Origin of the sequence: Streptomyces sp. NPDC047886, assembly GCF_043204435.1 — a bacterium.
Taxonomy (GTDB): domain Bacteria; phylum Actinomycetota; class Actinomycetes; order Streptomycetales; family Streptomycetaceae; genus Streptomyces.
Map to the genome: position 1 here is coordinate 117148 of NZ_JBIDCF010000001.1, position 22368 is coordinate 139515.

Annotated in this window: 22 protein-coding genes; 9 read left to right on the top strand and 13 right to left on the bottom strand. The window is 71.1% G+C overall.

Annotation, left to right across the window (positions count from 1 at the left end; all coding sequences use genetic code 11):
- Positions 1 to 189: 189 nt before the first annotated feature.
- The gene (locus tag ACGF5U_RS00565) at positions 190 to 405 is read right to left on the bottom strand and encodes a hypothetical protein (protein ID WP_392714250.1); all 216 of its coding nucleotides are present in this window, start codon (positions 403 to 405) and stop codon (positions 190 to 192) included.
- Between the two features lie 89 nt (positions 406 to 494).
- Positions 495 to 1478, bottom strand: a complete 984-nt coding sequence (dapD, locus tag ACGF5U_RS00570; RefSeq protein ID WP_392714248.1) for a 2,3,4,5-tetrahydropyridine-2,6-dicarboxylate N-succinyltransferase — start codon at positions 1476 to 1478, stop codon at positions 495 to 497.
- Positions 1479 to 1772: 294 nt separating this feature from the next.
- On the opposite strand from dapD, the gene ACGF5U_RS00575 reads away from it, so the two are divergent.
- A complete protein-coding gene (locus tag ACGF5U_RS00575; protein ID WP_392714246.1) occupies positions 1773 to 2792 on the top strand; it encodes a hypothetical protein in 1020 nt (339 codons plus the stop codon).
- An 88-nt stretch (positions 2793 to 2880) separates the two neighbouring features.
- Here ACGF5U_RS00575 and ACGF5U_RS00580 read toward each other — a convergent pair whose 3' ends face one another.
- The 8 genes from ACGF5U_RS00580 to ACGF5U_RS00615 form a co-directional block, all read right to left on the bottom strand.
- Complete coding sequence (locus ACGF5U_RS00580) at positions 2881 to 3219, bottom strand: metal-sulfur cluster assembly factor (RefSeq protein WP_392714244.1); 339 nt, start codon at positions 3217 to 3219, stop codon at positions 2881 to 2883.
- A complete protein-coding gene (sufU, locus tag ACGF5U_RS00585) occupies positions 3216 to 3680 on the bottom strand; it encodes a Fe-S cluster assembly sulfur transfer protein SufU (RefSeq protein ID WP_392714243.1) in 465 nt (154 codons plus the stop codon). The genes ACGF5U_RS00580 and sufU overlap by 4 nt, the downstream gene beginning before the upstream one ends.
- 12 nt (positions 3681 to 3692) lie before the next feature.
- Positions 3693 to 4952, bottom strand: coding sequence for a cysteine desulfurase (locus ACGF5U_RS00590; protein WP_392714241.1), 1260 nt, complete (start codon positions 4950 to 4952; stop codon positions 3693 to 3695).
- Positions 4949 to 5713: a Fe-S cluster assembly ATPase SufC gene (gene sufC, locus ACGF5U_RS00595; RefSeq protein ID WP_392714239.1), complete on the bottom strand. Its 765-nt coding sequence runs from the start codon at positions 5711 to 5713 to the stop codon at positions 4949 to 4951. The genes ACGF5U_RS00590 and sufC overlap by 4 nt, the downstream gene beginning before the upstream one ends.
- A 7-nt stretch (positions 5714 to 5720) precedes the next feature.
- Positions 5721 to 6038 (bottom strand): bifunctional 3-phenylpropionate/cinnamic acid dioxygenase ferredoxin subunit, encoded by a 318-nt coding sequence (locus tag ACGF5U_RS00600; RefSeq protein ID WP_392714237.1) that lies wholly within the window; start codon positions 6036 to 6038, stop codon positions 5721 to 5723.
- The gene (sufD, locus tag ACGF5U_RS00605) at positions 6038 to 7135 is read right to left on the bottom strand and encodes a Fe-S cluster assembly protein SufD (protein ID WP_392714415.1); all 1098 of its coding nucleotides are present in this window, start codon (positions 7133 to 7135) and stop codon (positions 6038 to 6040) included. Before sufD ends, ACGF5U_RS00600 begins: the two co-directional genes overlap by 1 nt.
- Before the next feature lie 184 nt (positions 7136 to 7319).
- The gene (gene sufB / locus ACGF5U_RS00610) at positions 7320 to 8735 is read right to left on the bottom strand and encodes a Fe-S cluster assembly protein SufB (RefSeq protein WP_392714235.1); all 1416 of its coding nucleotides are present in this window, start codon (positions 8733 to 8735) and stop codon (positions 7320 to 7322) included.
- On the bottom strand, positions 8732 to 9496 hold the full coding sequence (locus ACGF5U_RS00615; protein ID WP_392714233.1) for a helix-turn-helix transcriptional regulator: 765 nt from the start codon (positions 9494 to 9496) through the stop codon (positions 8732 to 8734). Before ACGF5U_RS00615 ends, sufB begins: the two co-directional genes overlap by 4 nt.
- 238 nt (positions 9497 to 9734) lie before the next feature.
- Here ACGF5U_RS00615 and ACGF5U_RS00620 point away from each other — a divergent pair, with 238 nt between their 5' ends.
- The 3 genes from ACGF5U_RS00620 to ACGF5U_RS00630 are packed head-to-tail and all read left to right on the top strand — an operon-like array spanning position 9735 to position 12519.
- On the top strand, positions 9735 to 10661 hold the full coding sequence (locus ACGF5U_RS00620) for an ABC transporter ATP-binding protein (RefSeq protein ID WP_392714231.1): 927 nt from the start codon (positions 9735 to 9737) through the stop codon (positions 10659 to 10661).
- Complete coding sequence (locus ACGF5U_RS00625) at positions 10658 to 11491, top strand: ABC transporter permease (protein ID WP_392714229.1); 834 nt, start codon at positions 10658 to 10660, stop codon at positions 11489 to 11491. The genes ACGF5U_RS00620 and ACGF5U_RS00625 overlap by 4 nt, the downstream gene beginning before the upstream one ends.
- Before the next feature lie 53 nt (positions 11492 to 11544).
- On the top strand, positions 11545 to 12519 hold the full coding sequence (locus ACGF5U_RS00630; protein WP_392714227.1) for a heme A synthase: 975 nt from the start codon (positions 11545 to 11547) through the stop codon (positions 12517 to 12519).
- A 52-nt stretch (positions 12520 to 12571) separates the two neighbouring features.
- On the opposite strand, the gene ACGF5U_RS00635 is transcribed toward ACGF5U_RS00630, so the two are convergent.
- From ACGF5U_RS00635 to ACGF5U_RS00645, 3 genes are all read right to left on the bottom strand, one after another.
- Positions 12572 to 13657, bottom strand: coding sequence for an amidohydrolase family protein (locus ACGF5U_RS00635; RefSeq protein WP_392714225.1), 1086 nt, complete (start codon positions 13655 to 13657; stop codon positions 12572 to 12574).
- 183 nt (positions 13658 to 13840) lie between these two features.
- Entirely contained in the window at positions 13841 to 14170 is a 330-nt protein-coding gene (locus tag ACGF5U_RS00640; protein WP_392714223.1) for a hypothetical protein, read from the bottom strand.
- A 108-nt stretch (positions 14171 to 14278) separates the two neighbouring features.
- A complete protein-coding gene (locus ACGF5U_RS00645; RefSeq protein ID WP_392714221.1) occupies positions 14279 to 15220 on the bottom strand; it encodes a heme o synthase in 942 nt (313 codons plus the stop codon).
- A 447-nt stretch (positions 15221 to 15667) separates the two neighbouring features.
- Here ACGF5U_RS00645 and tkt point away from each other — a divergent pair, with 447 nt between their 5' ends.
- The 5 genes from tkt to pgl are packed head-to-tail and all read left to right on the top strand — an operon-like array spanning position 15668 to position 22316.
- A complete protein-coding gene (gene tkt, locus ACGF5U_RS00650; protein ID WP_392714219.1) occupies positions 15668 to 17770 on the top strand; it encodes a transketolase in 2103 nt (700 codons plus the stop codon).
- Positions 17771 to 17805: 35 nt separating this feature from the next.
- On the top strand, positions 17806 to 18924 hold the full coding sequence (tal, locus tag ACGF5U_RS00655) for a transaldolase (protein WP_392714217.1): 1119 nt from the start codon (positions 17806 to 17808) through the stop codon (positions 18922 to 18924).
- 4 nt (positions 18925 to 18928) lie between these two features.
- Positions 18929 to 20467 (top strand): glucose-6-phosphate dehydrogenase, encoded by a 1539-nt coding sequence (gene zwf, locus ACGF5U_RS00660; RefSeq protein WP_392714215.1) that lies wholly within the window; start codon positions 18929 to 18931, stop codon positions 20465 to 20467.
- The gene (gene opcA, locus ACGF5U_RS00665; RefSeq protein WP_392714213.1) at positions 20464 to 21537 is read left to right on the top strand and encodes a glucose-6-phosphate dehydrogenase assembly protein OpcA; all 1074 of its coding nucleotides are present in this window, start codon (positions 20464 to 20466) and stop codon (positions 21535 to 21537) included. The genes zwf and opcA overlap by 4 nt, the downstream gene beginning before the upstream one ends.
- On the top strand, positions 21534 to 22316 hold the full coding sequence (gene pgl, locus ACGF5U_RS00670) for a 6-phosphogluconolactonase (RefSeq protein WP_392714211.1): 783 nt from the start codon (positions 21534 to 21536) through the stop codon (positions 22314 to 22316). The genes opcA and pgl overlap by 4 nt, the downstream gene beginning before the upstream one ends.
- The last annotated feature ends 52 nt before the right edge of the window (positions 22317 to 22368 follow it).

Here is a 22368-nt window from a genome sequence, read left to right on the forward strand (position 1 = left end):
CTCGGGCCCGGCGCGAGTACCCCCCTCCCGGGCAGGCCATGCACTGTTCAGCAGCGCTTGCGCGTCGCGCGGAGAAGAAGTAAGCGGGCCTTCAGCCCGCGCTGCCGGACGCGGGTCCGGCGCGCGAACCGCCGCGGCCCGCCGACCGGGAGACGGTCGACGGGCCGCACGGGGCGTACGAGGAACCGGTCAGCCGCTGACGATGTTGCGGCCGAGGATCGCGACGTGCTCCAGCACGTCCTCCATCGGGTCGTCGATCTGACCGGTCGAGATCAGCGCCACGCGCGGCCCGTTGTGCGAACCCCGGTTCGCCTCGTCCGCGTACGCGGCACCGGACGGCAGCAGGACCGGCAGCACGATCGTGAGCGTCAGCAGTCCCGGGGCAACCCGCCTGATGGTCTTCATGTCGGTTCCTCGCCTTGCCGTTTCGTGTGATCCCGCGTCGACCTGCTTATCCACCCGAACGGCGGAAAGGTCACGCGGCGTCACCCGAATCAGTTGTGGCTGTGGAGGATGTCGTTGAGTCCGCCCCACACCGCGTTGTTCGGACGGGCCTCGACGGTGCCGGTGACCGAGTTGCGGCGGAAGAGGATGTTCGACGCGCCGGACAGGTCACGGGCCTTGACGATCTGCCCGTCGGGCATGGTGACCCGGGTACCGGCCGTCACGTAGAGACCGGCCTCGATGACGCACTCGTCGCCGAGCGCGATGCCGACGCCCGCCTCGGCGCCGATCAGGCAGCGCTCACCGACCGAGATGATCACGTTGCCGCCGCCGGACAGGGTGCCCATGGTGGAGGCGCCGCCGCCGATGTCCGAGCCGTCGCCGATGACGACACCGGCGGAGATCCGGCCCTCGACCATGGACGTGCCGAGCGTGCCCGCGTTGAAGTTGACGAAGCCCTCGTGCATCACGGTCGTGCCGGCGGCCAGGTGCGCGCCGAGCCGGACGCGGTCGGCGTCGGCGATGCGCACGCCCTTGGGCGCGACGTAGTCGGTCATGCGCGGGAACTTGTCGATGCTGGTGACCTGGAGGTGCAGGCCCTCGGCACGGGCGTTGAGCCGCACCTTCTCGACGTCGTCCACGGCGACCGGGCCGAGGCTCGTCCACGCGACGTTGGCGAGCAGGCCGAAGATGCCGTCCAGGTTCTGGCCGTGCGGCTTGACCAGACGGTGGCTGAGCAGGTGCAGACGCAGGTACGCGTCGTGCGCGTCGAGCGGCTTGTCGTCCAGCGAGGCGATCACGGTGCGCACGGCGACGACCTCGACGCCCCGGCGGGCGTCCACGCCGACGGCCTTGGCGGCGCCCTCACCGAGGAGGTTCACGGCCTGGTCGGGCGTGAGCCGCTCGGTCCCGGCGGGACCGGGCTCATCGGCGAGCTCGGGGGCGGGGAACCAGGTGTCGAGAACGGTGCCGTCACCGGCGATCGTGGCGAGGCCGGCGGCGACGGCGCCGGTGGAGCGAGGTGCAGAAGTCATGCCCCGAACCTAACCGCCCGGACGCCGCCGGTGCGAACCGGTCTCACCTCCCGGTCGCCCCCGGAGTACCCCCGCGCGGCGGCCCCGGTTACCGTGTGCCGTCACATCGGGACCGGCGACAGGGGACGCACGCGCATGACGGACAGCACGGGGTGGGGACCGCCCCCGGGACCACAGCCGGGACCGCCCCCTGGCCCGCATCCGGGACAGCCGGGACCGCCGCCCGGCTCGTACGGCGGGTACGGCGGCGGCTACGGCTGGGGCGGGTGGCCTCCGCCGCCCCCGAAGCCGGGGGTGATACCCCTGGCACCGCTCACCCTGGGCGACATCCTGGGAGGCGCCTTCGCGACGCTGGGACGGCACTGGACGCGGCTGCTGGGTGTCGCGCTGCTCGCCTACGGCATGGCGGTGGTGCTGATCGGCGTGGCCCTGGCCGCCGCGTATGTGCCGTTCCGGGACCTCTTTGAAGAGGTGCTGTCCGAGCCTGGCACGCGGCCGCCCACCGTGGACGACATGTGGCCGCTGATGCTCGCGTTCGCGGCGGTGTGGCTGTTCAGCATGTTCGCGATGGTCATCGCGCAGGCGCTGGTGAGCGCGGGCTGCTCGGTCGTCCTGCGGGAGGCCGTACTGGGCCGGCCGACGACGTTCGGTGCCGTCTGGCGCCGGTCCTGGTCCCGGGTGGGGGCGGTGATCCGCGCGCTGCTGCTGATGTGGTGCATCGGTGCGCTGCCCCTGCTGCTGTTCGGGCTGGGCTTCTTCGCACTGAACCTGACGCTGCTGTCGAGGGCCGTCTCTGATCCGGCCGGTCCACCGGGATGGCTCATCGCCCTGGGGCTGCTGGGCGGGCTGGCCGCCGCTCCGGCGGCCGTCTGGCTCTGGGTGCGGTTCAGCCTCGCCCCGGCGGTCGTGGTCTTCGAGGGCGGCGGCGCGGTCGCGGCCCTGTCCCGCTCCGCGCGGCTGGTGCGCGGCGACTGGTGGCGGGTGTTCGGGATCTCGCTGCTCGGCTTCGTGATCGCCGCCGTGGCGGCCATGGTGATCCAGATACCGCTGTCGTTCCTGAACCTGCTCCCGGGCACCATGGTCGCGCCGGCGTCCGGGACCGTGGACATGGAGCTGATCATGACGGCGTTCATGGTCGGCATGTTGTTCACCCTGCTCGGCCAGCTGCTGGGGCAGGCCATCACGTCCGCGTTCCCCCAGCTCGTGACGGCGCTGCTGTACGTGGACCGGCGCATCCGTACCGAGGACCTCGCCCCGTCCCTGGCCGCCGCCGCGGCGGTGGCCGAGCCGACCGCGCCCGCCGGATCGTGGTAGACGGCCGGGCGTGAGAGGCCGCCGAGCATGAGAAACGGCTGTGCCCCCGGGACGTCCCGAGGGCACAGCCGTTGTCGACGCGGACGGCTCAGACGTTGAAGCCGAGCGCGCGCAGCTGCTCGCGGCCGTCGTCGGTGATCTTGTCCGGGCCCCACGGCGGCATCCAGACCCAGTTGATCTTCAGCTCGTTGACGATGCCGTCGGTCGCGGCCTTCGCCTGGTCCTCGATCACATCGGTCAGCGGGCAGGCCGCGGACGTCAGCGTCATGTCCAGCGTGGCGACGTTGGAGTCGTCGATGTGGATCCCGTAGATGAGTCCGAGGTTGACGACGTCGATGCCCAGCTCGGGGTCGACGACGTCGTAGAGCGCCTCGCGGACCTCCTCCTCGGACGCCGGCTTCGTCTGGACCGTCTCGTTCTCGCTCATGCCGTCTTCCTCTCCGCGCCCTCACCCATCACCTGGGCGGTCGCGTCCTTCCAGGCCATCCAGCTCAGCAGGGCGCACTTCACCCGGGCCGGGTACTTGGAGACACCGGCGAACGCCACGGCGTCCTCCAGCACCTCCTCCATGGCGTCGTCCGGCTCGATCCTGCCCTTGGACTGCATCAGCTCCAGGAACGTGCCCTGGATCCGCTGCGCCTCGGCGAGTTCCTTGCCGACGAGGAGTTCATTCAGTACGGAGGCGGACGCCTGGCTGATGGAGCAGCCCTGCCCCTCGTACGACACGTCCGCGATCCGCGATCCGTCGTACTTGACGCGCAGCGTGATCTCGTCGCCGCACGTCGGGTTGACGTGGTGCACCTCGGCGTCGCCATCCCGCAAGCCCCGCCCGTGCGGGTGCTTGTAGTGGTCCAGGATGACGTCCTGGTACATGGAATCCAGCTTCACAAGTAGCCGCCTCTACCCGAAGAAATTACGGACGTGCTCCAGGCCTTCGACCAGGGCGTCGACCTCGGCCGGCGTGGAGTACAGATAGAAAGACGCCCGCGTGGTCGCGGGAATTCCGTACCGCAGGCAGACGGGCCGGGCGCAGTGGTGGCCGACCCGGACCGCGATGCCCTGCTCGTCGAGCACCTGGCCCACGTCGTGCGGGTGGATGTCGCCGAGCACGAAGGAGATCGCCGCGCCGCGGTCCTCGGCCGTCACCGGGCCGATGATCCGCAGGTCGGGCACCTCCTGGAGGCGCTGGATGGCGTACTCCGTGATCGCGTGCTCATGCGCGGCGATCTTGTCCATGCCGATCGCGGACAGGTAGTCCACGGCCGCGCCGAGGCCCACGGCCTGGGCGATCGGAGGCGTACCCGCCTCGAACTTGTGCGGCGCCGGGGCGTAGGTGGACGAGCTCATCGAGACGGTCTCGATCATCTCGCCGCCGCCGAGGAACGGGGGGAGGTCCTCCAGGAGCTCCTGGCGGCCCCACAGCACGCCGATGCCGGTCGGGCCGCACATCTTGTGGCCGGTGAACGCCACGAAGTCGGCCTGCAGCGCCTGGACGTCCAGGGTCATGTGCGGGGCGGCCTGCGAGGCGTCGATGAGGACGAGCGCGCCGACCTCCTGGGCGCGGCGCACGATGGCCTCGACCGGGTTGAGCGTGCCGAGGATGTTGGACACCAGCACGAAGGAGACGATCTTCGTCTTCTCGGTGATGACCTCGTCTATGCGGGAGAGGTCGAGGCGCCCGTCGTCGGTCAGGCCGAACCACTTCAGCTTCGCGCCGGTGCGCTGCGACAGCAGCTGCCACGGAACGATGTTGGAGTGGTGCTCCATCTCGGTGATGACGATCTCGGTCTCGTGGTCCACGCGGTAGGGCTCGTCGGCCCAGCCCAGCATGTTCGCCACGAGGTTGAGCGACTCCGAGGCGTTCTTGGTGAAGATCACCTCGTCGCGGCTCGGCGCGTTGATGAAGGCGGCGACCTTGTCGCGGGCGCCCTCGTACAGCTCCGTGGCCTCCTCGGCCAGGACGTGCACCCCACGGTGGACGTTGGCGTTGTGCCGCTCGTAGTACTCGCTGAGCACGTCGATCACCTGGCGCGGCGTCTGCGAGGTGGCCGCGTTGTCCAGGTAGACGAGCTTCTTTCCGTCGTGGAGGACCCGGTCCAGGATCGGGAAGTCCTTGCGGATCGCCTCGGTGTCGAGGAGGCCCGGAAGCTGTGTCGTCACTCGGATACGCCGCCCTTCGTGTATGCCTCGTAGCCCTCGGCCTCCAGCTTGTCGGCCAGCTCGGGGCCGCCCGACTCCACGATCTTGCCGGCGGCGAAGACATGCACGTGGTCGGGCTTGATGTAACGCAGGATGCGCGTGTAGTGGGTGATCAGCAGGGTGCCGACCTCGCCGCTCTCACGGACCCGGTTGACGCCCTCGGAGACGATGCGCAGGGCGTCGACGTCCAGGCCGGAGTCGGTCTCGTCCAGGATCGCGATCTTCGGCTTGAGCAGCTCCAGCTGGAGGATCTCGTGGCGCTTCTTCTCACCGCCGGAGAAGCCCTCGTTCACGTTCCGCTCGGCGAAGGACGGGTCCATGTTGAGGCGCTCCATGGCCTCCTTGACCTCCTTCACCCAGGTGCGCAGCTTGGGGGCCTCGCCGCGGATGGCGGTGGCGGAGGTGCGCAGGAAGTTGCTGACCGAGACACCCGGGACCTCGACCGGGTACTGCATGGCCAGGAAGACACCGGCGCGGGCGCGCTCGTCGACGGACATCTCCAGGACGTCCTCGCCGTCCAGCGTCACGGTGCCGCCGGTGATCGTGTACTTGGGGTGGCCCGCGAGGGAGTAGGCGAGGGTGGACTTGCCGGAGCCGTTGGGGCCCATGATGGCGTGGGTCTCGCCCTGCTTCACGGTCAGGTCGACGCCCTTGAGGATCTCCTTCGTGGCGTTGTCGGCCTCGACGGAGACGTGCAGGTCGCGGATTTCAAGCGTTGCCATGGGTGACTCAGGACTCCTGGGTGACGGAGACGAGCACATCGTCCCCTTCGATCTTTACGGGGTATACGGGGACGGGGCGCGTCGCGGGAAGGCCGGACGGCTTGCCGGTACGGAGGTCGAAGCTGGAGCCGTGCAGCCAGCACTCGATCGAGCAGTCCTCCACCTCGCCCTCCGAGAGGGAGACGTTCGCGTGCGAGCAGATGTCGTTGATCGCGAACACCTCGCCCTCGGTGCGGACGACGGAGACCGGCGTGCCGTCGATCTCCACCCTCTTGGGGGTGTCGTCCTCCAGCTCGCTCAGCCCACAGGCGCGGACGAAGGTCATCAGACGGACGCCTCCAGCTCGGCCTCGATCTTGTCGATGAGGCGGGCCTCGACGTCGGGCAGGCCGATCTGCTGGACCAGCTCGGCGAAGAAGCCGCGGACGACGAGGCGGCGGGCCTCGGTCTGCGGGATGCCGCGGGCCATCAGGTAGAACAGCTGCTCGTCGTCGAAGCGGCCGGTGGCGGAGGCGTGGCCGGCGCCGGCGATCTCGCCGGTCTCGATCTCCAGGTTCGGCACGGAGTCGACCCGGGCGCCGTCCGTGAGGACCAGGTTGCGGTTGAGCTCGTAGGTGTCGGTGCCCTCGGCCGCGGCGCGGATGAGGACGTCGCCGATCCAGACGGCGTGCGCGCCGTCGCCCTGGAGTGCGCCCTTGTAGGCCACGTTCGACGTGCAGTGCGGGGTGTTGTGGTCGACCAGGAGGCGGTGCTCCTGGTGCTGGCCCGCGTCGGTGAAGTACAGGCCGAACAGCTCGGCCGCGCCGCCGGTGCCCGCGTAGGTGACGCGCGGGTGGATGCGGACGACGTCCCCGCCGAAGGTGACGACGACGGACTTGAAGGAGGCGTCGCGGCCGACCAGCGCGTTGTGCTGGGCGACGTGGACGGCCTTGTCGTCCCAGTCCTGGACGGAGACGACGGTGAGCTTGGCGCCGTCGCCGACGAGGAAGTCGACGTTGGCGGCGAGCACCGTGTCGCCGGTGTGGTCGATGACCACGACGGCCTCGGCGAACGCGCCGAGCTCGACGACCTGGTGGCCGAAGGCGACGCCGCCCTGGCCGTGCACCGAGATCCGGATCGGCTCGGTGAGGACGGCCTCCTTGGGCACGGAGACGACCGAGGCCTTCTCGAACGCGGAGTACGCCTGGGCGGCGATCCGGTCGACGGGCGTGCCCGCCCTGCCGAGCCGCACGTCGTCGCGGGCGACGGTCTCGACGGTGACGCCCTCGGGCGCCTCCACCTCGACCCGTACGCCGTCACCGGTGGCGACGGCCGTACCGTCGTGCAGTCCGCGGAGCCGCTCCAGCGGCGTGAACCGCCACTCCTCCTCCCGGCCGTGCGGGACGGGGAAGTCCGCGACGTCGAAGGAGGGGGGCGCGCTCATCCGGGTGGCGACGGTCGACTCCGCGGCCACCGCGATGGAGCCGGCGGTGGTGGAGCCCGCCGCCGGGGGTCCCCCCTGTCCGGGCGCAGTCGAGGACGTGGGGGAGGTCTGGGACTCAGCCATGGCTGTCGTGATTTCTCTTCCTACGTGCGTACGTCGTCAAGTCTCGGGGCCGCGGGGCGGGTCAGCCGACCGCGCCCTCCATCTGCAGCTCGATGAGCCGGTTGAGCTCCAGCGCGTACTCCATCGGGAGCTCCTTGGCGATCGGCTCGACGAAGCCGCGCACGATCATGGCCATGGCCTCGTCCTCGGACAGGCCGCGGCTCATGAGGTAGAAGAGCTGGTCGTCGGAGACCTTGGAGACGGTCGCCTCGTGGCCCATGGAGACGTCGTCCTCGCGCACGTCCACGTAGGGGTACGTGTCGGAGCGGGAGATCGTGTCCACGAGCAGCGCGTCGCAGAGCACGTTCGACTTGGCGCCGGGGGCACCCTCGCCGATCTCGATGAGACCGCGGTAGGAGGTGCGGCCGCCGCCTCGCGCCACCGACTTGGAGACGATGTTGGAGGAGGTGTTCGGGGCCATGTGGACCATCTTGGCGCCGGCGTCCTGGTGCTGGCCCTCGCCCGCGAAGGCGATGGACAGGGTCTCGCCCTTGGCGTGCTCGCCCATCAGGTAGACGGCCGGGTACTTCATCGTCACCTTGGAGCCGATGTTGCCGTCGACCCACTCCATGGTCGCGCCCTCGTAGGCCACCGCGCGCTTGGTGACCAGGTTGTAGACGTTGTTCGACCAGTTCTGGATGGTCGTGTAACGGCAGCGGGCGCCCTTCTTGACGATGATCTCGACGACGGCGCTGTGCAGCGAGTCCGACGAGTAGATCGGGGCGGTGCAGCCCTCGACGTAGTGGACGTAGGCGTCCTCGTCGACGATGATCAGCGTCCGCTCGAACTGGCCCATGTTCTCGGTGTTGATCCGGAAGTAGGCCTGGAGCGGGATCTCGACGTGCACGCCCTTCGGCACGTAGATGAAGGAGCCGCCGGACCAGACCGCGGTGTTCAGCGACGCGAACTTGTTGTCGCCGACCGGGATGACCGTGCCGAAGTACTCCTGGAAGAGCTCCGGGTGCTCCTTGAGCGCGGTGTCGGTGTCCAGGAAGATGACGCCCTGCTCCTCCAGGTCCTCGCGGATCTGATGGTAGACGACCTCGGACTCGTACTGGGCGGCGACACCGGCGACGAGGCGCTGCTTCTCCGCCTCGGGGATGCCGAGCTTGTCGTAGGTGTTCTTGATGTCCTCGGGCAGGTCCTCCCAGGACTCGGCCTGGCGCTCGGTGGACCGGACGAAGTACTTGATGTTGTCGAAGTCGATGCCGGACAGGTCGGAGCCCCAGTTCGGCATGGGCTTCTTGTCGAACAGACGCAGACCCTTCAGCCGCAGCTTCAGCATCCACTCCGGCTCGTTCTTCTTCCCGGAGATGTCGCGGACCACGGCCTCGGAGAGGCCGCGCTTGGCGGCGGCACCGGCCTCGTCGGAGTCGGCCCAGCCGTACTCGTACCGACCCAGGCCCTCGAGCTCGGGGTGGCTGATCTCGGTGGTCATGCGGGGTTCCTCCCGGCCGTGCTTGCGGATGCTGGTGGTGTGCTGGTCTGTGTGGTGGGCGGTGCCCCCGGGGCCTGCGGCGCGCCGTCCGGAATGTACGTCGTGCAGACCCCGTCGCCGTGGGCGATGGTCGCCAGTCGCTGCACATGCGTGCCGAGCAGACGGGAGAAGATCTCCGTCTCCGCCTCGCAGAGCTGCGGGTAGCGCTCCGCGACGTGGACGACCGGGCAGTGGTGCTGGCAGAGCTGCTGCCCGACCGGCGCGTTGCGCGCCGTCGCAGCGTACCCGTCGGCACTCAGGGCCTTGGCCAGCGCCTCGGTGCGCCGCTCGGGCGGCGCGGTCTCGACGGCCTCGCGGTACGTCTCCGCCTGGGCCTCGATCCGGTCCCGGGCGAAGGCGGCGACGGCGGCCTCGCCGCCCGCGTTCTGCTCGATCCAGCGCAGCGCGTCCAGGGCGAGCGTGTCGTACGACTGGTCGAAGGCGTCCCGGCCGCAGTCCGTGAGCGCGAAGACCTTCGCGGGCCTGCCCCTGGTACGGGCGCCGTAGACGCGCTGTTCACGCGGGGCGACGACGTCGTCGGCGACGAGGGCGTCGAGGTGGCGGCGCACGGCGGCCTGGGTGAGGCCGAGGCGCTTGGCGAGCTCGGCGACGGTGGACGGGCCGTGGTCCAGGATGGACCGCGCGACCCGGTTGCGCGTGGAGCGCTCCCCGGTCGCGAGCTCCTCCACTGGTGCCGCGGAAGCCTCGCCGACGTTTTTCACAACGCCATTGTTGCGTAATTCTTCAACGAGTGACAAGCCGCGTCCGGATCACCGGACGGTGCCGTGCATCACTTAGGGAAACCTAACCTGACCTGGGAAAACGATCATTGGTGGGATGAATCCGCAGGCCAGGGACGGGCGCCGCCGAGCCGTCCCGCCGGCCCCCGTCCGAGGCGGGCCCGGGGGCGGCCCGACCCGCGCCATGGGGCCGACCGGGTGCTCTCTAGACTGCGTTGCCATGCGATACGAGTCCGTCGTCCAGGTCCGTGGCCTGGTGAAGCGGTACGGGACCAAGACCGCGGTGAACGGGCTCGACCTCGACGTCGGCGCGGGCACCGTCACCGCCGTCCTCGGGCCCAACGGGGCCGGCAAGACCACCACCGTCGAGACGTGCGAGGGCTACCGCCGCGCCGACTCCGGCACCGTGCGGGTCCTCGGCCTCGACCCGGTCGCGGACGCGGCCCGGCTCCGCCCCCGCATCGGCGTGATGCTCCAGTCGGGCGGCGTCTACTCCGGCGCCCGCGCCGACGAGATGCTCCGCCACACGGCGAGGCTGTACGCGCACCCGCTGGACGTGGACGCGCTGATCGAGCGCCTCGGCCTCGGCTCCTGCGGCCGCACCGCCTACCGCCGGCTCTCCGGCGGACAGCAGCAGCGCCTGGCCCTCGCGATGGCGGTCGTCGGCCGCCCCGAGCTGGTCTTCCTGGACGAGCCGACCGCCGGCCTCGACCCGCAGGCCCGCCACTCCACCTGGAACCTGGTGCGCGAGCTGCGCGCCGACGGTGTCACCGTGGTCCTCACCACCCACTTCATGGACGAGGCCGAGACGCTCGCCGACGACGTGGCGATCATCGACGCCGGCCGGGTCGTCGCCCAGGGCAGCCCGGAGCAGCTCTGCCGGGGCGGCGCCGAGAACACCCTCCGCTTCACCGGCCGCCCCGGTCTCGACCTCGGCTCCCTGCTGAAGGCCCTGCCCGACGGCACGGCCGCCGCCGAGCTCACCCCCGGCGCGTACCGCATCAGCGGCACGGTCGACCCGCAGCTGCTCGCCACGGTCACCACCTGGTGCGCGCAGCACGGCGTCATGCCGGACGGCATCTCGGTCGAGCGGCACACGCTGGAGGACGTCTTCTTGGAGCTGACCGGCAGGGAGCTGCGCGCATGAGCACGGGTACGGGTACGGGCGGGGGAACGGGCGCCGCCGGGGGGAGGGCCACCGGAACGTACGCGCCGAAGCCGGGCGCGGCGCCCGTCGGACGGATGATCGCCGCACAGGCCGCCTTCGAGACGAGGATGCTGCTGCGCAACGGCGAACAGCTGCTGCTGACGGTGATCATCCCGTCGCTGCTGCTGGTGCTGTTCTCGACGGTCGACATCGTCGCCGTGCCCACGGGGACGGCGGGCGGCGGCGGTGAGGCCGTGGACTTCCTCGCGCCGGGCGTCCTCGCGCTGGCCGTGATGTCGACGGCGTTCACCGGGCAGGCCATCGCGACGGGCTTCGAGCGCCGGTACGGGGTGCTCAAGCGGCTCGGCGCCTCCCCGCTGCCCCGCTGGGCGCTGATGACGGCCAAGACCCTGTCGGTGCTGGTCACCGAGATCCTCCAGATCGCCCTGCTGACGGCGATCGCCTTCGGTCTGGGCTGGTCACCGCACGGCGGCCCGCTCTCCGTCGCGCTGCTGCTCGTCGCCGGTACCGCGGCCTTCTCGGGGCTCGGCCTGCTGATGGCGGGGACGCTCAAGGCGGAGGCGACACTGGCCGCCGCGAACCTGGTGTTCCTGCTGCTCCTGGTGGGCGGCGGAGTGATCGTGCCGCTGGAGCGGTTCCCGGACGCGGCCCGCCCGGTGCTGGAGCTGCTGCCGATCTCGGCGCTGTCGGGCGGCCTGCGGGACGTGCTCCAGCACGGCGCCGGACTGCCCTGGGGCGAGCTCGGCGTGCTGACCGCCTGGGCGGTGCTCGGGCTGGGCGCGGCAGCCCGGTTCTTCCGCTGGGAGTAGACGCGTCCGCTTTGCCCACCCCTCGTGAATCCACGCACAAGCGGCCGCCTACGATGGTGCCCGTGCTGACCCCCCTCGCTCTCATCGCCCAGCGCTGGACGCCGTCCCCCCGGACAGTGCGGCGGGCCACGCTGTCCGCCGTCGTCATGACCGTCCTCATCATCGTCACGGGCGGCGCCGTCCGGCTGACCGGCTCGGGCCTGGGCTGCGACACCTGGCCCAAGTGCACGGACGACAGTCTGTTCACCACGCCGGAGCAGGGCATTCACGGCGTGATCGAGTTCGGCAACCGGTTGCTGACGTACGTCGTGTCCGCGGCTGTCGGGTGGGCGATCGTCGCGACCCGCTCCACCAAGCCGTGGCGGCGGCAGCTGAGCCGGCTCGGCTGGCTCCAGTTCTGGATCGTGCTGCTCAACGCCGTGATCGGCGGCATCACGGTACGGATGGAGCTCAACCCCTGGACCGTGGCCGTCCACTTCCTCGCGGCCAACGCGCTGCTCACCGTGACCGTGGTCACCTGGCTGCGGGCCGGCGAGGGCGACGGCGCCCCGCGCCCCCGCGTGCCGGGCCCGGTGCGGAAGCTGGGCTGGTCGCTGGTGGTCGTGTCGGGCGTGCTGATCGCGGCGGGCACGGTGGTGACCGGCACCGGACAGCACGCGGGTGACAGCAGCGACGTCCCGCGCATGCCGTTCGACTACGCCACCACGGCGCAGGCGCACGCGGCGTTCGCCTGGATCGTGTGCGTGCTGGCGGTCGCCATGTTCTTCGTGCTGCGCGTGGTCGACGCTCCGGACGACATCAGGGCGCGCGCCCGGGACCTGCTGCTGGTGCTGCTGGCGCAGGGCCTGATCGGGTACGTGCAGTACTTCACCGGGGTCCCCGAGATCCTGGTCGGCGCCCATATGCTCGGCTCGTCGCTGCTGTGGGTCGCCGTGCTGCGGCTCGCCCTGTCGCTGCGCGAGCGCCCCGCCACCACGCCCGGCATCCCCGCGCAGACCGGCGACGCGGCCCTGACCCCGGCGGCCTAGGCGACGGAGGCGGCGCTCGCCCGCGCCGACCTGCGGCGCGGGGTTCGGCCGCCTAGGCCCCCGCCAGGCCGTAGACGCGGCGGGCGTTCCCCGAGGCGATCATGCCCGCGACCCGCTGCGCGTCCCTACGGGACCACGCGCCGTCGCCGACCCACTCGGCGAGCACCCGGTTCAGCGCCTCGCGGAACGCCCGCGCGCCCACCACGTGCAGTTCGGGCAGCCCCCGGGCCCCGCTGGAGAACAGCAGCTTGCCGAACGGCGCGAGTTCCAGGACCTCCGCCAGCACCGCCGCCGCCCGCGCGCCCGTCCGCGACAGCGCGGGGCCCAGGTCGGCGTACACATGGGCGAAGGCGCTGGTCAGCTGCGCGGCCTGCCGGTGGTACGGGTAGCCGTGGAGCAGCACGAGATCCGTACCGAGTCCGGTGGTGGCCGCGGCGAAGCCGGCGAGCGGCGTCGGGTCGTCGGCGCCCACGTGGAGCTGGAGCGGCCGGCCGGTGGACACCGCGATCCACAGCAGATGCCGCAGCAGCACGGGGTCGTCCAGCGGTTCGCCGGCCTGCCGGCGGGCCAGCCAGCGCCCGGCGGCGCCGCGCACCTCGCCGGGGCCGGGTGGTTCGGGCGCGCGGACGAGCCCGTGCCGTACGGCGGCGGCGGAGGTGAGGGCGACGGCGCCCGCTGCGGCGGCGTGCACGGCCTCGGCGAGGTTGGCGAGGAGCGCGTCCACGGTGCCGGAGGTGTCGGCGACCTGTTCGGCGAGCGGCTCCAGGCGCACGATCTCGTGGGCGTCGGCCGCGCCGTCGGCGGCGAGCTCGGCCGGGCCCGTCAGGTCGCCCGGCAGCCCGGTGTCGACCAGATAGGTGGAGATGCCGGTCGCCCGCAGCAGCCGCCGCCCGGCCTCCAGGACGCCGAGTTCGCGGCGCCGGGCCAGATAGCGGGCGGGGGTGCAGTGGGGTTCCAGGCCGAGCAGCGGCGGGCACCAGCGCCGTACCGCGAAGCCGGTCTGGGTGTCGAAGAAGGTGGTGCCGGGCGCGGGCGGCCCGGTGTCGCGGCCGAGCTGCGCCTCGAACGTGCCGATGCCCAGCTCCGTGCGGAGCACCCCGTGGCAGTACTGGTCCACCAGCGTCGGGGGGTCGATCATTGCGGGGGCTCCCTGCGGTGGACGCCATGAGATGCGACGTACGTGCTTCCACAGGTCCTAACGGGTGAACCCCGCGCAAGGTGTTGCTCGGTTCCGCACAGGCGCTCCACGCGCCCCGCGAGCCGCGGAACGCGCCGGGGGTGTGTGGAGCCCGCCCGTGCCGTGGGCGTGTGGAGCCCGCGCTCAGGCGGCGTTGGAGGGGCCGCCGATCTGGAGGCCGGCCATCCGGCTCCACTCGTACGGTCCGGTGCGCACCTTCGCCGCGAACTCGCCGTCGAAGGAGTCGTGCAGTGTGATGCCGGACTTCTCGGCGGCGCGGCGCGCGATGTCGTGCGTCGGCGCCACGAGGTCGCCCCAGCCGCCGTCCTCACCGACGAGCACGATGCGCGTGCCCATCTGCCCGAGGTAGGCGAGCTGGCCCTCGGCGCCGCCGTGCGCCGCCGAGAACGCCTGGATCTGCTTGGCGAGCCTCGCCGCCTTGCGTTCGGCCTGCTTGGTGGTGGTGTCTGCCATGAACAGGATGCTACTCGGGGGTAGATCGACTGGCGACGTCCGTGCCGCGTGGCCTTGGACACGCGCCCGTCCGGAAGGCGCCGCGCCCGGCGGTGCCGGAGCCGCGCGTCAGCGCAGGAAGGGGTCCACGGCGATCGCCACGAAGAGCAGCGAGACGTAGGTGATGGACCAGTGGAACAGGCGCATCTCCTTGAGCTTCACGCCCGACTCCCCCGCCCGCGCCCGGGCCTGGAGGGCGTGCGCCTCCCACAGCCACCAGCCGCCGGTGGCCAGCGCCACGGCCGTGTAGAACCAGCCGGTGTAGCCGAGCGGCTGGAGCAGCAGGGACACGCCGACCATCACCCAGCTGTAGAGGACGATCTGGCGGGCGACGACCGTGTTGGAGGCGACGACCGGCAGCATCGGGACACCGACGCGCGCGTAGTCCTCCTTCACCTTCATGGACAGCGGCCAGTAGTGCGGCGGCGTCCAGAAGAAGATGACGAGGAAGAGGATGACGGCGGCCCACGACATCGAGTCGGTCACGGACGACCAGCCGATGAGGACCGGCATACAGCCCGCGATACCGCCCCAGACGATGTTCTGGGTGGTCCGGCGCTTGAGGATCATCGTGTAGACGACGACGTAGAACAGCAGCGCGCCGAGCGCGAGCCAGGCCGACAGCCAGTTGACGAACTGGCCGAACCAGAGCGTGGAGACCACGGCGAGCGCGAGACCGAAGACCAGGCCCTCGCGGGGCGAGACCATGCCGGTGACCAGGGGCCGCTGCGACGTACGGTCCATCAGCGCGTCGATGTCGCGGTCGATGTACATGTTCAGCGCGTTGGCGCCGCCCGCCGAGAGGTAGCCGGCGAAGCAGGTGTGGAACACCAGCCACGGGTCGGGCACGCCCTGCTCGGCGAGGAACATCACCGGGACGGTCGTGATCAGGAGGAGTTCGATGATCCGCGGCTTGGTCAGCGCCACGAACGCCTTGACGCGGGCCCCGAATGGCCGGTTGGCGGGGCTCGTCCCGAGCACCCCCACAGGACGGGATTCGACGGCCGTCACGCACACCCCTGACAGAGACATCCCAGCGAGCCGCGCCGGGCGTCAACGTCCGACGGTGCTCGCGCGTACCACGCCACTCTAGACGTTGCCCATACCGCGCTCTTCGCGGGGGTCCGTCGTGTTGTCGGCGGCGCCGCGAGGGGGGTTTCCGCGGGCTCTTCGCGCGCCTCTTCGCGCGCCTCTTCGCACACCTTCGCGCACACCTCCGCGCACGGCCTCCAACACGGCCTTCAAAGGGCGGTTCACACGCTCGAATGAGCAATCGAATGAGCGCCTCCGTATACACATGGTGAACGCGGAAGGAACCGGTCGGGAGGCGGAGGGCGACGGATCCCGGCAGTCTGGAATGACTCGAAAAATCGCGCGTTATTCCGGGGGTAGGCTCGGCAGCGGCCGGTGCGCCGATGTCGCCGGCATACGACATGTGGAGAGGAGCCCTGACCCAGGGTGAGCACCAAGCCGACCACCACAGACCTCGAGTGGACCGAGTTGGACCAGCGGGCCGTGGACACCGTCCGCGTCCTGGCAGCGGACGCCGTACAGAAGGTCGGCAACGGCCATCCCGGTACGGCGATGAGCCTGGCCCCGGCCGCCTACACGCTGTTCCAGAAGGTCATGCGCCACGACCCCTCGGACGCCGACTGGACCGGCCGCGACCGGTTCGTCCTTTCCGCGGGCCATTCGTCCCTGACGCTGTACATCCAGCTCTACCTGGCCGGCTTCGGTCTGGAGCTGGACGACCTCAAGGCGTTCCGCACCTGGGGTTCCAAGACCCCCGGCCACCCGGAGTACGGCCACACCGCGGGCGTCGAGACGACCACGGGCCCGCTGGGCCAGGGTGTCGCCAACGCCGTGGGCATGGCGATGGCCGCCCGCTACGAGCGCGGTCTGTTCGACCCCGAGGCGGCTGCCGGCACCTCGCCGTTCGACCACTTCGTGTACGTCATCGCCGGCGACGGCTGCCTCCAGGAGGGCATCTCCGCCGAGGCGTCCTCGATGGCCGGGCACCAGAAGCTCGGCAACCTGATCATGCTGTGGGACGACAACCACATCTCGATCGAGGGCGACACCGAGACCGCCGTGTCCGAGGACACGATGAAGCGGTACGAGGCGTACGGCTGGCACGTCCAGCGCGTCGAGCAGCAGGAGAACGGCGACCTCGACCCGGCCGCCCTGTACGCGGCGATCCAGGCCGCCAGGGCGGAGACCGAGCGCCCGTCGTTCATCGCGATGCGCTCGATCATCGCCTGGCCCGCCCCGAACGCGCAGAACACCGAGGCGTCGCACGGCTCGGCGCTCGGCGACGAGGAGATCGCGGCGACCAAGCGCGTCCTCGGCTTCGACCCGGAGAAGACCTTCGAGGTCTCCGACGAGGTCATCGGGCACACCCGCAAGGCCGTCGACCGGGGCCGCGAGGACCGCGCCGAGTGGGAGAAGGCCCTCACGGAGTGGCGTACGGCCAACCCGGAGCGCGCCGCCGAGTTCGACCGGATCGCCTCGGGCGAGCTGCCCAAGGGCTGGGAGGAGAAGCTCCCGGTCTTCGAGGCGGGCAAGTCCGTCGCGACCCGTGCCGCGTCCGGCAAGGTGCTCCAGGCGCTCGGCGGGGTCATCCCCGAGCTGTGGGGCGGCTCGGCCGACCTGGCCGGCTCGAACAACACGACGATCGACAAGACGTCGTCGTTCCTGCCCGAGGGCAACCCGCTGCCGGAGGCCGACCCGTACGGGCGGACGATCCACTTCGGTATCCGTGAGCACGCGATGGCCGCCGAGATGAACGGCATCGCGCTGCACGGCAACACCCGGATCTTCGGCGGCACCTTCCTGGTGTTCTCCGACTACATGCGCAACGCCGTCCGGCTCTCCGCGCTGATGCACCTGCCGGTGACGTACGTGTGGACGCACGACTCGATCGGCCTCGGCGAGGACGGCCCGACCCACCAGCCGGTGGAGCACCTGGCCTCGCTGCGTGCCATCCCCGGCCTGAACGTGGTCCGCCCGGCCGACGCCAACGAGACGGCGCTGGCCTGGCGCGAGATCCTGCGCCGCTGGACCAAGGAGTTCGGCAAGGGCGCCCCGCACGGTCTGGCGCTGACCCGCCAGGGCGTGCCGACGTACGAGCCCAACGAGGCCGTGGCGAAGGGCGGTTACGTCCTGTTCGACGCCGAGGGGTCCGACGGGCGGAGCGCGGAGCCGCAGGCCGTGCTGATCGCCACCGGTTCCGAGGTGCACCTCGCCGTGGAGGCGCGGGAGCAGCTCCAGGCGGCCGGTGTGCCGACCCGGGTGGTGTCGATGCCGTCGGTCGAGTGGTTCGAGGAGCAGGACCAGGGGTACCGGGACTCGGTGCTGCCGCCGTCGGTGAAGGCGCGGGTGGCGGTCGAGGCCGGTATCGGTCTGACCTGGCACCGGTACGTGGGCGACGCGGGCCGGATCGTCTCGCTGGAGCACTTCGGCGCTTCGGCGGACGGCAAGGTCCTCTTCCGCGAGTACGGCTTCACGCCCGAGGCGATCGCCGCCGCCGCGCGGGAATCCCTCGAGGCCGCGGCGCGCTGACGCCGGTATACGAACCAATAGGAGATGCAACTCTCATGACAGACGCACTCAAGCGCCTCTCCGACGAAGGCGTCGCGATCTGGCTGGACGACCTGTCCCGCAAGCGGATCACGTCCGGCAACCTCGCCGAGCTGATCGACCAGCAGCACGTCGTGGGTGTCACCACGAACCCGTCGATCTTCCAGAAGGCGATCTCCGAGGGCCACGGGTACGACGCGCAGCTCGCGGACCTCGCGGCCCGCAAGGTGACCGTCGAGGAGGCCATTCGCATGATCACGACGGCGGACGTCCGGGACGCCGCCGACATCCTGCGTCCGGTGTTCGACGCGACGCAGGGCCAGGACGGCCGGGTCTCCATCGAGGTGGACCCGCGTCTGGCGCACGACACGCGGGCGACGGTCGCCGAGGCCAAGCAGCTGGCGTGGCTGGTGGACCGGCCGAACACGCTCATCAAGATCCCGGCCACCGAGGCGGGTCTGCCGGCGATCACCGAGACCATCGGTCTGGGCATCAGCGTCAACGTCACGCTGATCTTCTCGCTGGAGCGCTACCGGGCGGTCATGGACGCCTACCTGGCCGGTCTGGAGAAGGCCAGGGAGCGCGGCCTGGACCTGTCGAAGATCCACTCCGTGGCGTCCTTCTTCGTGTCCCGCGTGGACACCGAGATCGACAAGCGGCTGGACGGGCTCGGCACCGACGAGGCCAAGGCGCTGCGCGGCAAGGCGGCGCTCGCGAACGCCCGTCTGGCGTACGAGGCGTACGAGGAGGTGTTCGCCTCCGAGCGCTGGGCGGCCCTCGACCGCGCGCAGGCCAACAGGCAGCGTCCGCTGTGGGCCTCGACGGGCGTGAAGGACCCGGCGTACAAGGACACCCTGTACGTCGACGACCTGGTCGCCCCGGGCACGGTGAACACCATGCCGGAGGCCACGCTCGAGGCCACCGCCGACCACGGCGAGATCACCGGCGACACCATCGCCGGCACGTACGAGCAGGCGCGGGCCGACCTGGCGGCCGTCGAGAAGCTGGGCATCAGCTACGACGACGTCGTCCAGCTGCTGGAGGACGAGGGCGTCGAGAAGTTCGAGGCGGCCTGGATCGACCTTCTCAAGTCGACCGAGGCGGAGCTCAAGCGCCTCGCACCTTCGGAGGCGTAACACCTTGTCCGCCGTTTCCGTCACCGGAGCGAATCCGCTTCGTGACGCCGCTGACCGACGGCTCCCGCGTATCGCGGGGCCGTCGGGCCTGGTGATCTTCGGCGTCACGGGCGACCTGTCACGCAAGAAGCTGATGCCCGCCGTCTACGACCTCGCGAACCGGGGTCTGCTGCCGCCGGGCTTCTCGCTCATCGGGTTCGCCCGCCGCGAGTGGCAGGACGAGGACTTCGCCCAGGAGGTCCACGACGCCGTCAAGGAGCACGCCCGCACGCCGTTCCGCGAGGAGGTGTGGCACCAGCTGATCCAGGGGATGCGGTTCGTCCAGGGCGACTTCGACGACGACGAGGCGTTCGACCAGCTGAAGTCCACCATCGAGGAGCTGGACAAGGCGCAGGGCACCGGCGGCAACTTCGCGTTCTACCTGTCCGTACCGCCGAAGTTCTTCCCGAAGGTCGTCAAGCAGCTCAAGAAGCACGGGCTGGCCGACCAGAAGGAGGGCTCCTGGCGCAGGGCGGTCATCGAGAAGCCGTTCGGTCACGACCTGGTGTCCGCGCAGGAGCTGAACAAGGTCGTCCACGAGGTCTTCCCGCCCAACGAGGTCTTCCGGATCGACCACTACCTGGGCAAGGAGACCGTCCAGAACATCATGGCGCTGCGGTTCGCCAACACGCTGTTCGAGCCGATCTGGAACCGGTCGTACGTCGACCACGTCCAGATCACCATGGCGGAGGACATCGGCATCGGCGGCCGTGCCGGGTACTACGACGGCATCGGCGCCGCCCGTGACGTCATCCAGAACCATCTGCTCCAGTTGCTGGCGCTGACCGCGATGGAGGAGCCCGCCTCCTTCGACGCGGACGCGCTCGCGGCGGAGAAGACCAAGGTGCTGGGCGCCGTCAAGCTCCCCAAGGACCTGGGCAGGTCCACGGTCCGCGCGCAGTACGCGGCGGGCTGGCAGGGCGGCGAGAGGGCGGTCGGCTACCTGGAGGAGGAGGGCACCGACCCCGCTTCCAAGACCGACACCTACGCCGCGATCAAGCTGGAGATCGACAACCGCCGCTGGGCGGGGGTCCCGTTCTATCTGCGCACCGGCAAGCGGCTGGGCCGCCGGGTCACCGAGATCGCGGTCGTGTTCCAGCGCGCCCCGCACTCCCCCTTCGACCACACGGCGACGGAGGAGCTGGGCCAGAACGCCCTGGTCATCCGCGTCCAGCCGGACGAGGGCGTGACCATGCGGTTCGGTTCCAAGGTGCCGGGCACGTCGATGGAGGTCCGGGACGTCTCGATGGACTTCGCGTACGGCGAGTCCTTCACGGAGTCCAGCCCCGAGGCGTACGAGCGGCTCATCCTGGACGTCCTGCTCGGTGACTCCAACCTCTTCCCCCGGGTGGAGGAAGTGGAGCTGTCGTGGCGGATCCTCGACCCGATCGAGGAGTACTGGGACAAGCACGGCAGGCCCGCCCAGTACCCGGCGGGTACCTGGGGTCCGGTCGAGGCGGACGAAATGCTCGCACGAGACGGACGGAGCTGGCGCCGGCCATGAAGATCGACCTTACGGACACCACGTCCAGCAAGATCAACAAGGCGCTGGTGCTGGGCCGGCGGTCCATCGGCACGCCGGCGGTCGGCATGGTGCTGACGCTGGTCATCGTCACGGACGAGGAGAACGCGTACGACGCGCTCAAGGCCGCCAACGAGGCGTCCCGCCAGCACCCGTCGCGGACCCTGGTCGTCATCAAGCGCGTCTCGCGCTCGCCCCGCTCGCGGGCGAAGGCCCGGCTGGACGCCGAGGTCCGCGTCGGCGCGGACGCGGGCACCGGCGAGACGGTGGTGCTCCGGCTGTACGGCGAGGTCATCGACCACGCCCAGTCGGTGGTCCTGCCGCTGCTGCTGCCGGACGCGCCCGTGGTGGTGTGGTGGCCGGTGAACGCGCCGACCGACCCGGCCAGCGACCCGCTCGGCGCGCTCGGCCAGCGCCGCGTCACCGACACGTACAACGCGGAGCACCCGGTCCAGGAGCTGACCGCGCGCGCCGAGGCGTACACCCCGGGCGACACGGATCTGTCCTGGACCCGGATCACGCCCTGGCGTTCGATGCTCGCGGCGGCGCTCGACCAGGTCGTGTGCGAGGTGACGTCGGCCGAGGTGGAGGGCGAGGAGTTCAACCCGAGCGTCGAGCTGCTCGCCATGTGGCTGGCGGACCGGCTGAAGGTGCCGGTGAAGCGTTCGCGCTCGGCGGGACCCGGACTGACGGCCGTACGGCTGGAGACCGACTGCGGGCCGATCGCGCTGGACCGCGCGGACGGTTCCCTGGCGACGCTCTCCGTCGAGGGCCAGCCGGACCGGGCGGTGGCGCTCAAGCGCCGCGAGACGTCCGAGCTGATCGCGGAGGAGCTGCGCCGCCTCGACCCGGACGACACCTACGCGTCCGCGCTGCGCTACGGCGTGGACCGGCTTCAGGAGCGGGCCCACGCCGCTTCGACGGAGCCGTCGGAGGCGTCCGAGGCGTCCGAGGCCGCCTCCGGGACCGGCGGCGCCGCTGCCGGTGCTCCCGCCGGCGCACCGGCCAAGCCGGCGAAGAAGGCACCCGCCAAGAAGGCGGCGGCGAAGTGAGCACACCTCAACTCGTCGTCCACCGCGACAAGGAGCTGATGGCGCAGGCCGCCGCGGCCCGGCTCATCACCCGGATCGTGGACGCGCAGGCCGCCCGGGGCTCCGCCTCGGTGGTGCTCACCGGCGGCCGCAACGGCAACGGGCTGCTGGCCGCGCTGAGTTCGGCGCCGGCCCGGGACGCGATCGACTGGTCGCGGCTCGACCTGTGGTGGGGCGACGAGCGGTTCCTGCCCGAGGGCGACCCGGACAGGAACGACACGCAGGCCCGCGCCGCGCTGCTGGACAGCGTGCCGCTGGACCCCGCGCGGGTCCACACCATGCCGGTGGCGGGCGGCGCGTACGGCACGGACGCGGACGCGGCGGCCGCCGCCTACGCGGACGAGCTGGCGGCGGCCGCCCGGCCGGAGAACCACGGGCCGGTCCCGGTGTTCGACGTCCTGCTGCTCGGCGTCGGCCCGGACACGCATGTCGCCTCGCTGTTCCCCGAGCACCCGGCGGTCCGGGAGACGGAGCGCACGGTGGTGGGCGTGCACGGCGCGCCGAAGCCGCCGCCGACCCGGATCTCGCTGACGTTCCCGGCGATCCGGGCGGCGCGTGAGGCGTGGTTGCTCGCGGCGGGCGAGGACAAGGCGAAGGCGGTCGAGATCGGCCTGTCGGGCGCGGGTGAGCTGCAGGCCCCCGCGGCCGGTGCGTACGGCCGGTCACGGACGCTGTGGCTGCTGGACGCGGCGGCCGCGTCGGCGCTGCCGCGCGACCTGTACCCGTCGGCGTCCGCGTAACGACGCAGAGCACACGGCACGGGAAGGCCCGGCGCACCCGCTCGGTGCGCCG